The organism is Candidatus Poriferisodalis sp. (assembly GCF_965198245.1).
Lineage (GTDB): Bacteria > Actinomycetota > Acidimicrobiia > Acidimicrobiales > Poriferisodalaceae > Poriferisodalis.
Genome location: NZ_OZ240249.1, coordinates 682,593 through 696,873, shown reverse-complemented (window position 1 = coordinate 696,873; position 14,281 = coordinate 682,593). Strand labels below are relative to the sequence as shown.

The window sequence follows — 14,281 nt, the reverse complement described above, 5'->3', positions numbered from 1 at the left end:
CATCGGCCCGGCCTGTGAGCGCTCAGGGGATGTCGCGGTCGATGCTCAGCGAAAGTCGCGGTGGGGCCTGGGGTGCTGGCCGGGTGGTGCGAGGTTAGCGGGTGCTCCTTTGGGTGGGTTGGGTGGTGGCGATTTGGAGGCTGTCGTGTTCGCGTAGGCGCCAGCTGGGGCCTTTGATGTTGAACACGATGGCGTTGTGGGTGAGCCGGTCCAAGATGGCGGCGGCGATGACGGTGTCGCCGAAGATCTCGCCCCAGTCGGGCAGGCCGCGGTTGGTGGTGACGAGGGTGGGGTGGCCTTGTTGGTAGCGGGTGTTGACGACCTCGAAGAACCAGGCGGCCTCGGCTGGGGTCTTGAGCCGGATGAGGCCGACGTCGTCGATGACGGGCACGGTGGGGGCGGTGTAGGCCTTGATCTTGGTGGCGGCGGTGCCGTCGTGATCGGCTCGGGCGAGGGTCTTGGCCATGGCGTCGCCGGTGGTGAAGTAGCCGCGGTAGCCGGCTTGGGCCGCGGCGATGGCCAGTGCGACGGCGAGGTGGGTCTTGCCGCAGCCGGGCTGGCCCAAGAACAGGACCGGTCGTTGCTCGTCGATGAAGCGCAGCGTGGCGAGATCGGCGACGAGTTTGGGGTCGATCGAGGGCTGGAAGTCGAAGTCGAAGTCGGCGACGCGGCGGTGGAACGGGAACCGGGCGTAGCGCATGCGGGCGGCGAGGCGGCGGTCGCGGTCCGCGGTGGCCCCGATGGCGACGAGCCGGGCGAGGAAGTCGATGTGGGTCCAGTCCTCTGTGCGGGCTTGGTCGGCGAGGCCGGCGAACGAGGCGGCGGCGGCGTCGAGTTTGAGGTAGCCGAGATCAGCCTTGATTTGCTCGTAGAGGCTGCTCACGGCGCGGTCTCCTCGTCGGCGTCGATGACCGGCGGGTAGCGCTGGGCGAGGTCGACCGCCTCGACATCGAAGCCCTCGCCGAGGGCGAGCTGGGCAGCGGGTTGGGGACTCGAGGTCACGAGCCGCAGCACGGGCCGCTGGGGCCGATCAGCCATCGCGGCGGTCTGTGCGGCGTGGCGATGCGCGGGGTCCCACACCTCGACGTGACGGCCGGCGACGAGGGTGTGGGCGGCCACGAGCCGTCCGGCCCAGCGGATCTCCACGCGATCGGAGCCCACGGCTCGGCAGATCTCGACTCGCTGGCCCAGGATCTGGGGCGGCACCGAGTAGCGGGCCCCGTCGATGGAGATGAACGGCACGATGTTGTGCACCCGACGCGTTTCGACGTAGGCGGTGTCGAACCGGTCCGCCGGCAGCGGCGACAAGAACGCCAGCTCGACCACGGCCCGATCGGCGGGCCGGGCGCCGGTCACCCTCGACTCGGCTGCGTGCACGTTCGCGTCCAGCCACACCACGGCGCGATGGTCGGGCTCGTCGAGGCCCGCAGGGATGCCTTGGGCTTCGAGCTCGGGCAAAAACGTCGCCTGGAGCTGGCGGAACGGCCGCTCGACCTTGCCCTTGCGCTTCGCGTCACCCGCCTTGCACGAGGTGATCTTGGTGCCGTGATGGGCCGCGAACGCGATCGTGGGCGGGTGCAGCACGAACCGGCGACCCTGAGCCGAGCCCAGCGCACCCATCCGATCGGTCCGACACGCCGCCGGGATCCCGCCGACGTGCTCGAAGAACCGGACCACACCTTCGAAGGTGTGATGCCGGTCCTCAGCGGTGGTGAACCACCAGATCCGGTCCCGCGACCAGCACATGATCATCCCGAAACAGCGCAACGGATGGTCCCAGCCCCAACGCCGGGCCCACATGTCGAGGTTGCAGAAATCGAACTGGGCTTCCTCGCCCGGATCGGTGTGGATCGGAACCGACACCCGATCCGCCGCGACAAAGCGCGGACCCCGGATCCGGCGCAGCTCCCGGGTCACCGTCGAGCAGCCGCCCTCGAACCCCTCGGCCACCAAGCAGCCCAACACGCTGATCCCCAACAGCATCGGGTGCGCCTCGATCAGCGACCGGACCTTCTCACAGCAGCGGGCGTTCATCACCCTCGCCGAATCCGGCGCCTCCCGCCTGCCCGGCGGCGGCCCCTGCTTCAAATACTTCGAGATCGCGGCCGAATGAAACCCCGTCCCGGCCGCGATCTCCTTGATCGTCCAGCCCTGCTCACACAAGTCCTTGATATTCACCTACATCTCCTGGTTCATCACCGACAGCGACTCCTCCAGCGCAGTCGATGCTTGGTCGCTCGACACGCCCGAGGAGTCACCGCTCCCCAAAGCGCATGGTCAATGCCGGGCCAGAAGACCCCCGACACCACCGCGAAACTCAATGAGCGCAGAACGCGACTACCGGCGAGCACTCACAGGCAGCACCGATATCGCAGCGTCGAGCACTTCTGTGTGATCGACGATGTCGTTCGCTGCAGCGTCGCCCGGGCGCAGCTTGGCCCACAGCGGCTCCCCGTCGCCGGTCGAGCAGATCATCGGATGAAACCCATAGCCGCCCTTGTGATGCGGCGCGGCGCCGGCTTTGTTCTCAGAGTGGACCTCCGCCAGCGTCGAGTCGATGTCGACCACCAACGGGCCACCGGCTCGGCGCTTCGACCACGCCTCGCCGCGCGGTCGCCGCGGCGCCCCACAGCGCCCCGAGTCCCGAGCCGTCGATGCCTCGCAGCGCCCGATACAGCGTCGAGCCCGACCCCACCGCCCCGAACAGGTCCCGCTGAGAACGCAGATGCTCGATATCGGTGCATGCCTCACCGCCCCCGGCCAGCACCAACAACAGATGCACCAACAACGCGCCCCGATCATGGGCCGGGGCACGCTCGCCGCGCCGCGGCACCGCCGCCGACAAAGCCTCGGTCAGCCCGACGCGGTCCGCGAAACCGCCCAAAGCGAACAGTCCCGCGCCCCACGCCACCCGATCACCGCCGCCTGCCAGACGCGCGTTTGCCACACTGCTAAGTTTCACCTCGGAGATGCCTCTCTGAATTGCACACTGCGTGTGTCGACAACACGCATCGTCGCAGATCAGAGAGGCTTTTCCGCGGACTCACACACCCAAACCCACCAGACTCATGAATAATCAGGCCCTTCGTCTTTTGTTGGGATGAGGGTGGGTTGAGGGTCCGTTTGTAGGGGTCGAGGCCCTGCTGGGATCGGTGTTTGGAGACGCCGAACCCTGGAGGGCCTGAGGTGTTTCTGACTCTTCGCGACGGGTTGGGGTTGGGTTCAGACTGCGTCGGTGGGTTGCTGGCGGGTTGTGGTTGGTGAGAGTAGTGGTCTGGGTCATCGTTGGCTCCGGTGCCAGGCTCGGCGTTGTTGGTCGGCGGTGTGCATCCCGTGCTGGCGGGCGGCGCGGATGGTGTCGCCGCGGCCGTCGTGTTCGTCGTTGGGGGTGACGTAGCCGATGGCTTCGTGCAGCCGGACGCTGTTGTGGTGGGCTCGGATCCGTTCGAGTTCGGCGGTGAGCACGGTCGGGTCGGTGATCGTGGTCAGGTGGGGGTGCTCGCGTTTGGCGTGGCCCCACAGCGACTCGATCCAGGCCTGGTCGGTCGGTGTGGAGGGGCGGCCGAAGTGTTGAGCGATCGAGCACAGGGCCATGAACCGGCGGGTCTCGTTGGCGCGCATCTCGGTGCCGTTGTCCGAGATCGCCAGCAGCAACGGGATCGTGGTGTCGTCGGGCGGTTCGGCGTCGGGGTCGTCGAGGCGTGCCCGCAGCTCGTTGGTGAGCAGCCCTTCGTTGTCGAGACCGCGGCTGAACAGGACCCGGGCGGCGACCGAGTCGGGGTTGGCTGTGAGGTGGGTGGAGATCCATTTGCGGCTGACGAGGTCGACGATCGCGTACGCGTGCTTGGCGGCAGCGCAGCGTTCGAACTGGGAGCCGTCCCAGCACCACAGCTGGTTCGGGCGCCATTCATGCCAGGCCGGCCACGGCGTCTTCACGCTGCGCGCGGGCCGCGGATCTCCTTGCAGGGCAAGGCCGTGACGGGCCAGGACCCGATCCACTGTCGATGGCGATACCCACACTCGCTGTTCGTAGGAGCCGCGGTGGGCGAGCTTGCGGTGCGAGCGGTCGATGTCGCCCCAGTCATCGAACAGCGCCAAGATCTCGGCCTCTTCGCACTCGAGGAGCCCATGGATCGGGTTCCCGCCCGCAGCGAGATCCTCGAGGCGGCCGGCGGCTCGGCGTTGTCGCCAGCGCCACACCCTGGCCCGGTCGACCTCGAGGGCCGCGCAGGCCCGGGTGAGACTCCAGCCGGCGCGCACAGCGTCGTCGATCAAGCCGAGCAGCGCTGCTTTGGCGGCCCCGTCGACGCGGGCGGGGATCGGGCCGCTCATCCCCAGTGCGATTTTCCCCGCAGCACCGCCAACTCGACCGCCTGCTCGATCACCGTGGACTGGAGCCGTTCGACTTCGGCGCGCAACGCGGCCGCCTCCGACGCCTCGGCGCGGGACTGGCGCGGCCGGCCCGGCCTGGAGGCCTGCAAAGCGGCGATCGCCCCGTCGCGAGCCACAGCGCGCAGCCGAGCGACCACCGAGCGATCCACCCCCGCCTCGGCCGCGGCGTCCGCTTGGGAAATCTGCCCCGACAGCATCCGCACCCACAAGTCGTACTTCTGCTCCGCTGTCAGCATCCGCTTCGGCTCTCGCTGCATCGACGTCATCGTTGACGGCCTCCATGATCAAGGCCAGCCACCATCTCAGATGCAACCTGAAAGAACCAGAATCCCGTCGCGTTAAGTCAGACGCAACACAGGCCTCGATGGCGAGTGATGTTATGTCGGTGCGGCTGTGGCTGCCGCGCATCAAAGTGGAGGGGGTCGTCGTCGACGCGCCGGAGGAGCTGGTGGTGCGGGTGTGCTCGACGGTGCGCCGCCCCGGATGCCCCGATTGCGGGGTCCCGAGCGGGAAGGTTCATGACCGCCGTGACAACAAGATCCGCGACTTGGAGGTGTCGGGGCGGCCGGTGACGCTGGTGTGGGATCGGCGGCGGCTGGTGTGGGTGCCGTGCGGCCGGCGTTTCGTCGAGGACCATCGGGCGTTCGAGGGATCGATTACGGCGCGTCTGGCGCGGCGGCTGGTGGCCGATGCGCGGGCGATGACGGTCAACGCCGCAGCCCGACGTCACGGGCTGAGCTGGAGGCTGGTCAACGCGCTGGTCGTCGCATGGGCGGGCCTGGCCGCCGACCGCCGCCGCCGTCGGCGATGTCGGGTGCTCTTGGTCGATGAGACCTCGATCCGCAAGCGGCACCGCTACGTGACGGTGATCGTCAACGGCGACACCGGCGAGGTGCTCGCCATGGTGCCCCACCGCGATGCCCAGGCGCTGTCGGGGTTTCTGGCCGCGCAAGGGCCCCGATGGTGCAAAGCCGTGAAGGTCGTGGTGTCCGACGGCTCGGCGGCGTACAAGGCCGCGATCGATAAGCGGCTCGGCCGCGCCCGCCATGTGCTGGACCGCTTCCATGTGATCCGCTGGTTCGCGGCGGGGCTCACCGCGGTGCGCCGCGACGTCCAGCGCCGCCCCGAGGGCTCAGTGCCCGCGTTCGACCGCGACGTGTTCAGGTCCAGGTTCTTGCTGATGCGCCGACCCGACAAGCTCGCAGCGGCCGAACAGGCACGCCTCGACGCGTTGTTCGCCGCCCATCCGCGGCTCAACCCAGCCTGGGAAGCGCTCGGCGAGCTGCACAACCTCTATCTCGCCACCGACCCCAAGGGCGCCCTCGAGGCGCTCGACCGGTTCGCTGACATCTACCGCACCGGCAACATCCCCGAGTTCAGCAGCATCGTCGACACGTTCTTGGCGTGGCACAACCAGATACTCGACTGGCACCACGCCGGGCGGCCCAGCAACGGCCGCATCGACCGCACCAAACATAGGAGCATCAACCTGCTCCAAGTCCTTCGTCGCCGAGCCCACGGCTTCACCAACTACGCCAACTTCGAAGCCCGCGGACTCCTCCTAACATGAACCCCGCCGAACCCAGCAGCCCCAATCCCAAAAAAAGACGAAGGCTCAATAATCAGGGCTAGTGGCGTCGGAAACGAGTTGCTGTCGTCCGCGTGCACTTGCATCCTGCGCGCATCGTCACATCCGCTGCGTTGCGTGCTACGAGCGCGCCCATCAACTCATGGATCCGGCGCGAGCGCCACGGCTGTCCTAGTGGGCACAGAGTGAGGCGAGCTTGGGGTGGAGAACAGGTACCCCCCAGAGACTCGACGAGACAAGAGTCTCGCTGCCAGATTCAGTCCTTCGGACGCAATCGCCGCGAGGTCTGCGCCAGAACCTCGAAATGTCGGCACAGAACAGCCAAGCGCTGGCGTAATCGGGGCAGGTTCGTCAGGGTTCCATAGTCCGCGAAAGGCAGCTAACGCTGGATCGTTCTCGACTCTTTCTTGCAGTGCCACATCGATGTCATTGGTCGTTGAGTCTGATGACGGATGACACACAGTGACGATTCCGAGGGAAGCGCTCTCACTGTCAGCTGCTAGCTGCACCACGGGCACTTGGATGTTTCCGTTTCCCTGAGCATCTTCGATAGCCGTTGCTACGCTCGTGCTGACTGTTACATCGATGATTATGTCGCAGTCAAGCTCTTCATTGGCTGCCAGCTGGCATATATGTCGGACCGGGCGCACATTGATACTGCTGTTGATTGCCCGAATGCGATCGGCGACGGCATCAACCTTGTGCCTGCCAACATCCGCATGCGTGTAGTTCTGCCTGACGAGGAGGCCTTGCGTCACATGGCCGTAGTCGCGAATTGTGATCTGCGACGTTCCTGCGCGGGCCAAGAATTCCGCGATCCAGGAGCCAAGTGCGCCGCAGCCCCAGAGTTCTACTTTGAGTCCTCGGTATTGCTGGATCGGCTGGCTTCTGTCCCTCCGAACTGACAGCGCTTCGCGGCTGTCGTCGACATACAACCAGAGGAGTTCCGGCTCCCGACGAGAAGGGGGCTGCGTCGGCCTGCGTGAGGTCGCTGCCGAGAGACTCTGGCTGACGTGTTCGTTACCGATGTGCGCTGCGATGAGGTGGTATCCCCGTTGGCCTTGGTTGGCAGGATTCGGCACCGCTATCACCAACTGAAGCGGGTCGTCGTTGCCGAGATCATCGGCCAGCTCTCGAAGTCGTTTCGTGAGTCGCTTGCGGGCGCCGCTTGATTGTTGCAGTGTGACGATGCACGCCAAGTCCGACAGTCGCGTTCCAGCGCCGATGGGCAGCATTTCGGGGAGAATGACGAGAAGTGCGATTCGGGTGTCTTCTAGCGCGGGCTTGCGCCTCCACGAGACAACCTCGATACAGTGTGGAGTTCGGTCGCGGACTTGAATCCGTTGGAAGCGGAATCCTTCTTGGTCGAGTGGCAAGGGTTCGGTTACGACGATGGTGGGTGCGCCAGGTGTTCTATGTGGCACGCCTCCGACTGGATGGAAGAGTGCCGTTCCTGGGTCGAAGTCTCCCGCGATTGCATCGGTGAACCATTCGGCAAGCCGGCAGAGGTAGTTGTTCACGGGATTGTTGGGGTCCCACTGCGTCGAGGGGTCCAAGTAGAGGCAGAGCTGCCGACCTAGCAGGACATGGGGGAAGCCGGCCCAGTCCCAATGCTTGACGGAGGCTGTCGGAGGAACCCAGGGGAATTCTGGTCCGACCGTGATGTTGATGCGCTCGCGGCTCTTGACCGGAAGTCCATCGGGGCCGCCGGTGAACTCTGATGTGTCCAAGCGGAGGCTGATGAGAACTTTCCCGTTTTGGCATGAGACATCGGTGATCTCGCACCAGTCGAGCGCTGAGACCTCGTGGCGGAATTCTTCAACGGAGTTGTGCAATCTGGGTTCCGATTCTACGTCCACTGTTTATCCTGCCCGCCCGGATCGCTGTGAGCGTGACCGCTGCGGGCTGCTGATCGTCGCCGCCACGACAGCCGCTCCAGCAGTCTTGGCCGCGGCGCTCCCTGGTGGGCTGAACTTCGACCCGAACAGCTTCTGCCAGGTCTTGACCGACTTGCCTTTGTCCGTCTCGTCGTACGCGTCGCGCATCGTCGCGGCGATCGAGTGGATGCGGTCGCGGAAATTTGCGTAAGTCTCCTGCGCCCAACGGTGGTCGAAGTTCGTGCCATCGTTGCTCGGGTTGGGCAAGGAGGGCTTCGTTGGATTGCGTTGCAGCCATGTATCCAAGTCCTCCACGAGATTCAGAAGCGCTGTGGGCAGGTTCCTGCAGTAATCCGGAGACAGAGCCCTGAGTTCTGTGACCTGCATTCCGAGCACTGTCGTGAGCACTACAGACTTGACGCCGCTGAAGCTGCCCCGCTCGTCCCGAAGGAACTTCATGAGGCGAACCACCTTGCGAAAGTGCTTTTCGGTGATCTCGTCTCGTCTGTAGACCCAATTTGAGAATGCCTGAGGGTCTGTCGAGCCGTAGGGTGGTTCCCATTCGTTGTCGTCTCGGTTAACGATTACGCGTCGCCCGTCCTGAAGCGTGACGAATGGAACGATATCCAAGTGGCAGCCGATATTGTTCTTAGGAGCGTACTTGAGGTATACGCAGCGACATTTGCGGCCGTGACCTTGCTTTGAATAGGTTGAATGACGGTGCAAGGCGTTGTAAACTTCGTTGGGATATGTCTTGGGTTCCCAATCCTGTTCTTGGTCCATTTCCAACAGAAAGTCGGCATCGAAGTCACCTCCCGCCTTTGGTTTTATTATTAGGCGGTGCGGCCAAGAACCCTGCGGGATCTTGCCAGTGATGAGACTGCCGATAGTGTCGTCCTGCTTCAAGGCATCATAAACGGCATCGACCCGTTCCACGAGCAGGTCCAGCGAACTCTGGCTGAGGTTCACTTCGTTCTTCAAGAATGTTTCGAAATAGGTTGCATGTTCCATGGTTCATTCCTCCGAGATCGGAAATGAGATTGCAGGCTGGTAGGTATTGTCTGTGCGGTGGTAGACGGTAAATCGGGGAGCTGCATTGTCGTGGGGCCACGCTCGGCCGATCGCGATGGCGGCAGAAATGGGTGAAGCCAAGAAGAGATGGACGTGAGCCAGCTGTTTGTGCTCTTCGAGGGCGGCTAGGAGTCTACGTATCACATCGACGAAGGCGTCAAGAGTCGCATGCGAGGCGAATGTGGAGGGGCCTGAAATGTGATCTCCCACTGGCTCGACGACGATCTGCGGAATGGCTCTCATCGGAGCTGGCAGCTCGGCGGGTTCGATTGTTCCGCTTGCGTTCACAAGCACCGCTGCTTCGGTGGCATCGCGTGTTTCCGGAATGCGGTACTTAAAGGCGATCATTGGCGCCTCTGCGTCCCAAAGCCATGAATTTGTCTCGCGGTGGCGGTCGTAGATGTCGACATTGTTCGCGTCATCGAGCAGGTACCCAAGTGCGACGAGAATCGGGATCAGGGCGAACGCGAAGACGCTCACATGGGAGGTATCTCCGTTTCTAATGGCTGCGCGAAGTCGTCCAAGCTCGGGTTGCATTGCCGTGATGCAGGCAGACCAGTAGTCAGTGGTGCCGGGGTCGGGAACTGTCGTCAGGTCGATGGTGAGGCCGACACCGCGTGGATCGGGCAGGTAGTGGGGTGTCCGCAACTGCTCGCGCATCGTGGCTTCTGCTGCTTCATCAACTCCGACGAGGTTTGTTGAGCTGCGCACATCGCCAAACAGGCGCAGCACCGTGGTCGTGCGCTCGGAGCTCAGACCTGTGACGAACTTGACCCATGCCTCCTTGGTCCTCTTGTGGCCGCGGAGATAGTCCTCGGTGTACAGCTCGTCGCTGAGCCGTCCCGAGTCGGCTTCGGTGTGGTGGCTCGGGCACAGCAACATCAGATTGTCTGCTTCGTTGCGACGCGACTCTGGTGTCACAGAATCACCACGAGGCCCTTGCCTAGATTCTCCCACGATGTGCGCGACCTCCCCAATCTGGCGAATGGGACCCGGTCCGCCCAGGTGCTCCGAGGCCAAATACTGATTGCAGAGGAGGCACCGGCCCCCTGCTCGGACCCATGCGAGTCGCTTCACTGGTTCGCTCACTGGCACGATGCACTCCCGTACGCAAGAGGCCGGACATGACAGTGGTCACAACCGGCGACAGGTCGGAGGGGGCAGCGAGCGGCTGTCAGGGCGGCGGTTGCGGGCCGCGTCGACACGACTTGGCGACGGGTCGGACATGAGCGATGTCGCGTCGAGACGTCGGGACCCAGCAAGAAAGTCGTCGGCGATGAGCCCGAAATGCTGGATTCGCCTGCGGGACGGCGGCATGTCAAGCGACGAACGCAGTGCTGTCCGCCGATCGCGCCGTCCGGACTTCGCGCCCACGGTATGCCGCCGAAATCTGTCATGACTTTATTCTAACAACCTAGATTCTGGTAGAATGCCAATTCTGGCCGGAGATTTCGCATGTACTGTGGTTGGAGTACGGACGCTGTCGGAGAGGCCCGTACAGGGGGAATCATGCAGAGTGCCCGTTCCTGCTGGCGCGCGAGCGACTCGCGCGGAGTCTTGAGGGGCGAACACGGATGACGCGTGCATCCCCTGAAGCTCACGACGATCTGATGGCAGCTGCGAGGCGAACAGCGCCTGTGTTTGCGGGCGCCCAGCTGGTGGCGATGCGAGAACTGCTTGGCCAGTCGCAAGCCGATCTGGCCGAATCCCTCGGTATCAGCCAATCGGCCTTGAGCCAAGCCGAGCGGGGCGAGACGACGCTCTCGACAGCCAACATCGCCCTTGCCGCCCTGCTCCTAGAGGTGGAACCGGAGGCGTTCGCCGATCGGCCGGCGTTCGACGTAATCCTCGCACCGCAATTCCGCCACCTGAAGAGGACGCCGAGGCGGGAACAACTGAGAGCCGAGCGATTCGTCCAAGCTACGGCGCAGGTTGCACGGGGTTTGCGAGAGGAAGTCGTGTTCCCCGATCCCTTCGAGTACGCCCATCACATTGACCCTGACCTTGAAATCGAGAGTGCCGCTGAGCAGGTCGAACTCGCTGCGGCGCGAGCCAGAGAAGCACTGAAACTGGCACCGGATCGGCCGATTAGCGAGGACTTAGTGGACGACTTGGAGTCAGGTGGGATCACGATCGTGCGCGACCCAGAAACTGACCGGGACATCGACGCCTACTCCGCAATCGTCGACGACCTTCCGATCATCGTTCTTGACGGCGGGGAGGAATCCGTCTGGGATCGCGACAATTTCAACCTCGCGCACGAACTCGGGCATCTGGTAATGCACCGCGGAAGCGAACGCAGGCCCGGCACCCGTACCGTCGAAGCACAAGCAAACCGCTTCGCCGGAGCTTTCCTAGGCCCCGCTCCCGCACTGGAGAGCGAGCTACCGTCCGAACTCGATTGGGCCTGCTACCTCGATCTGAAGCGCACATGGGGCCTGTCGATGGCTGCGCTCGCGAGACGCGCCAAAGACATCGGCAGGATTGACGAAGCGACCTACACGCGGGCTATGAAGCAACGAAGTGCATTCGGCTGGCGACGGGTCGAGCCAGGTTCAACCGATCGCGCCCTGCCGACTCCAACGCACCTCAGTCGAGCTTCGGACCTCGCCGGATTGTCCCCAGACGACATCGCGCGGCGAGTGTTGCTGCCCTGCGACGTAGTGAGCCGCATATTGGGAACCCAGCGTCCCACGTTGGTGTGACGGGATGGATCTCTAGGTCGTCGCGACTCAAGTCTCACGCGAGATTGGGCCGCTGATCAGCCCGCGTAGCGGTCTCTAGCGTCAGTCAGTTCTTTCCAGTCGTCCTTGAGATCTTGGATTTTCGGCTTTGTGTTCTGTTGCTCGAATGCCTGAGAATGGGCCGTGACATACCGACTGATCTTGGCGAACATCGGCCCGATGACAGCGATTGCACCGTCTAAGCGGTCCACGCGTACGTCTTTGAGATTGGTCATCATCACATGTGCACGAAAACGTTGTGTCACGCTCTGAAAGAGGCGCTGCTCGACGAACGCCTCACACCAACTCCGCATCAGCGAGTACGCCTCTGAGATCAGCCGGTCCTGCCTCTCGAAGTCGGATTCAGCCCCCGCTTCTTGGATGGCCTTGTTCGTTTTCTTAGCAAGATTCTCGGGCGTGTCGAGGCGGGGTTCGACGTTGAGCCCGATGACTCCCTTGAGATCGGTGCCCTGATCGCGAACCTCGATGCACGTAGTCCTTGTCGGTGTGCCGCGGTTTCCCTCCAACAGCGCTGCAGCGAACATGATGTTGTGCGTGAAGACTATGACTTGTCGCTCTTTGGCCAGTTCACAGAGCCGCTTGGTCACGCCCTCGATGCCACGTTCGTCGAGGCTCGAAACGGGGTCGTCGAACAGCAGCGGAGAGCCCTGGCCGTCAGTGCGGCATTCGGCTAGGAAATCTGCGAGGGCGAGCATCTTTTGCTCGCCCTCGGAGAGCACTGCTGACGGGCGATGGGTGCCCATGTGTTTTGCCCGCTCGGCCTTGCCGCGGCGCGCCTGGAAGTCGAGCGATACCGTACGCGCTCCCAGCGAGACGCATTCTTGCTTGAAGAGTTCTTCGAAGCTGTGGTTCATCGCATCTTCGCTGGCGCGTTTGGCGGCAAGCGTGAGGCTGCGTCGTGTCTGGCTTGAGGTGCGCTCGTTGTTCGCGTTAAGACGAGCGGCGACCTGTGCTTGCTCAATGCACCGCTCTATTGCTTCAAGGTGGCTCGACAGCTTGATCGCGTCTTCGAGGTCCCGGATTTCCCGCTGCAGCTGTGGGAGTACATCGCTCTTGCGCTCGTGCTGCTCAGCAAGATCGTTGAGTCTCTGCTTGACGCCCTCCCGCAGTTGCGCCAGCGGCTCTATGAGCTGCTGAGCGCGATCGAACAGTTCTGCGTCTGAGCAGTGCTGTCGGTTGGCGATCTGCAGCAGCGAGCCCTGTGCATCGCGGCACACCTTCTCTGCTCGGACCAGCAGGTCTTGAGGCTCAGGGAACGCCGTCGGCATCTCCAGCGATCGTTCGAGCCTCCCTTCATCTATCTGCGGCAGCGTGTGGGCGAGTTCCCGCTCGGCTGCATCGAGTTGCTGCTGTGCGGCGGAGTTCAAGAACTCGCCGTACAACACGATGAGCCTGTGAGCGTCGTCGCCCAGGTGCTGCCCGCAGTACAGGCATACCGATTCCTCCGTCGGGTAGGCGTCCAGGTCCGAGTGGCTCGCGTAGTCCGCTCCAGCCCTGACGAAGCTCTCCCAGTGCTCGTCGAGCGGGAGGCCCGCTGGCGTCGATGCTGACAGTGTCGATCGAAGCAGTGCCACTGCCTCGCGCCCTTGATTCACCGACGCGACAGCAACGTTGTATGCCTCAACGTCGAAAGCGGTTAGGGCAGTCAAGATGTCAACCGCCTCGGCGACCTCACCGACTTGTCGTTCCAGTTCTCTGGCCTGCGCGCTCTCGGTTCCTGCAGCGAGCGCAGCCGCCTCCGCTCGCTTGTGCTGCAGTGTTTCCTCGGCGTCAGGCGCGACCTGTGCGAGCTGCCGTATGGCGTCCATCAAGGTCGATTCCGTGATGTTCTCGACGCTCCGGTGCACGGCCGAATCTGGTGTGAATGGGTTGGGTGAGAGTTGTGTTCTCGACGCATGCTCCTCGGCGCGCTTGCCGATGCTCTCCTGTACGTCTTGCAGCGCCTTGGTGACATCGTCGAAGCGGGCAAGTTCGGCAGGCGTGAAGACATAGTTCAGGTCATCGTCGACGTGAACCTCTGCGGTCGCGGAGTCGAACACTGCGATGCGCCTGATGTGCTCGATGCCGACTTCGTTGTTCCAGGCGATGGAGTGTTGCGACGCGCCTATCTCGACTTCGAATTCTGCGCTCGGCGGTACGGGCACACCGGCGCTGTCGATGTTGCCCAAGATGTCTTCGTGCTCGCGTGACCCGGCAGCGCGCTTGATGACTCGCGCATAGCCAGTCTTTCCGACGCCGTTCTGGCCGTACAGAACAGTGAGGCCTCGGCCGAACTCGATCGACTGGTTCGGTGCCAGAGCATTGACGCCATGCACATTCGAGAGCTTGAGCAAGCGGATCGGGTCATCGCCAGAGCCGAGGTGGCCCTCGTCAACGAGGGCCGGAATGCCCGTGAAGTCCGCATCGTCGCTGAGCCCATCTTCCGCCAAGAAAATGGCGAATGCACCGTCGACGACTTCACGTCCCACGGGACCGGCTGCCGCCAACACTTCGCCGACGAGGTAGCGCACCCACGATTGCTGCCGATTTGCCCACTCGATCAATACGCCTCGCGGGGACAAAGCGACCGCCTGTGAAGTCTCGGTGTTCATGTCCATACCATCCATCGC

General features: G+C 63.6%; 12 protein-coding genes. 2 read left to right on the top strand and 10 right to left on the bottom strand.

From position 1 onward, the window contains the following. Positions 1-94: 94 nt before the first annotated feature. From istB to ACOCMM_RS03175, 6 genes are all read right to left on the bottom strand, one after another. Positions 95-883, bottom strand: a complete 789-nt coding sequence (gene istB / locus ACOCMM_RS03200) for an IS21-like element helper ATPase IstB (protein ID WP_419551748.1) — start codon at positions 881-883, stop codon at positions 95-97. Then, positions 880-2,178 carry a Mu transposase domain-containing protein gene (locus ACOCMM_RS03195; protein WP_419551747.1) on the bottom strand — a complete coding sequence of 433 codons (1,299 nt, stop codon included), beginning with the start codon at positions 2,176-2,178 and terminating at the stop codon, positions 880-882. The genes istB and ACOCMM_RS03195 overlap by 4 nt, the downstream gene beginning before the upstream one ends. 159 nt (positions 2,179-2,337) lie before the next feature. Continuing rightward, positions 2,338-2,568 carry a transposase gene (locus ACOCMM_RS03190; RefSeq protein WP_419551746.1) on the bottom strand — a complete coding sequence of 77 codons (231 nt, stop codon included), beginning with the start codon at positions 2,566-2,568 and terminating at the stop codon, positions 2,338-2,340. Further along, complete coding sequence (locus tag ACOCMM_RS03185; protein WP_419551745.1) at positions 2,528-2,947, bottom strand: hypothetical protein; 420 nt, start codon at positions 2,945-2,947, stop codon at positions 2,528-2,530. Before ACOCMM_RS03185 ends, ACOCMM_RS03190 begins: the two co-directional genes overlap by 41 nt. Positions 2,948-3,279: 332 nt before the next feature. Further along, on the bottom strand, positions 3,280-4,332 hold the full coding sequence (locus tag ACOCMM_RS03180) for an integrase core domain-containing protein (protein ID WP_419551538.1): 1,053 nt from the start codon (positions 4,330-4,332) through the stop codon (positions 3,280-3,282). Next, the gene (locus tag ACOCMM_RS03175) at positions 4,329-4,649 is read right to left on the bottom strand and encodes a helix-turn-helix domain-containing protein (RefSeq protein ID WP_419551537.1); all 321 of its coding nucleotides are present in this window, start codon (positions 4,647-4,649) and stop codon (positions 4,329-4,331) included. The genes ACOCMM_RS03180 and ACOCMM_RS03175 overlap by 4 nt, the downstream gene beginning before the upstream one ends. Positions 4,650-4,756: 107 nt before the next feature. On the opposite strand from ACOCMM_RS03175, the gene ACOCMM_RS03170 reads away from it, so the two are divergent. After that, positions 4,757-5,962 carry an ISL3 family transposase gene (locus tag ACOCMM_RS03170; RefSeq protein ID WP_419551744.1) on the top strand — a complete coding sequence of 402 codons (1,206 nt, stop codon included), beginning with the start codon at positions 4,757-4,759 and terminating at the stop codon, positions 5,960-5,962. Positions 5,963-6,120: 158 nt separating this feature from the next. On the opposite strand, the gene ACOCMM_RS03165 is transcribed toward ACOCMM_RS03170, so the two are convergent. Genes ACOCMM_RS03165 through ACOCMM_RS03155 form a run of 3 tightly spaced genes read right to left on the bottom strand, consistent with a single transcriptional unit; the run spans position 6,121 to position 10,005 of the window. After that, entirely contained in the window at positions 6,121-7,839 is a 1,719-nt protein-coding gene (locus tag ACOCMM_RS03165) for a ThiF family adenylyltransferase (protein ID WP_419551743.1), read from the bottom strand. 3 nt (positions 7,840-7,842) lie between these two features. Further along, a complete protein-coding gene (locus tag ACOCMM_RS03160) occupies positions 7,843-8,868 on the bottom strand; it encodes an SMODS domain-containing nucleotidyltransferase (RefSeq protein WP_419551742.1) in 1,026 nt (341 codons plus the stop codon). 3 nt (positions 8,869-8,871) lie between these two features. Next, positions 8,872-10,005 carry an HNH endonuclease gene (locus tag ACOCMM_RS03155; protein ID WP_419554815.1) on the bottom strand — a complete coding sequence of 378 codons (1,134 nt, stop codon included), beginning with the start codon at positions 10,003-10,005 and terminating at the stop codon, positions 8,872-8,874. Between the two features lie 497 nt (positions 10,006-10,502). Here ACOCMM_RS03155 and ACOCMM_RS03150 point away from each other — a divergent pair, with 497 nt between their 5' ends. Further along, positions 10,503-11,633 (top strand): XRE family transcriptional regulator, encoded by a 1,131-nt coding sequence (locus tag ACOCMM_RS03150; protein WP_419551741.1) that lies wholly within the window; start codon positions 10,503-10,505, stop codon positions 11,631-11,633. A gap of 56 nt (positions 11,634-11,689) precedes the next feature. On the opposite strand, the gene ACOCMM_RS03145 is transcribed toward ACOCMM_RS03150, so the two are convergent. Continuing rightward, positions 11,690-14,263, bottom strand: coding sequence for an AAA family ATPase (locus ACOCMM_RS03145; RefSeq protein ID WP_419551740.1), 2,574 nt, complete (start codon positions 14,261-14,263; stop codon positions 11,690-11,692). Positions 14,264-14,281: the final 18 nt, after the last annotated feature.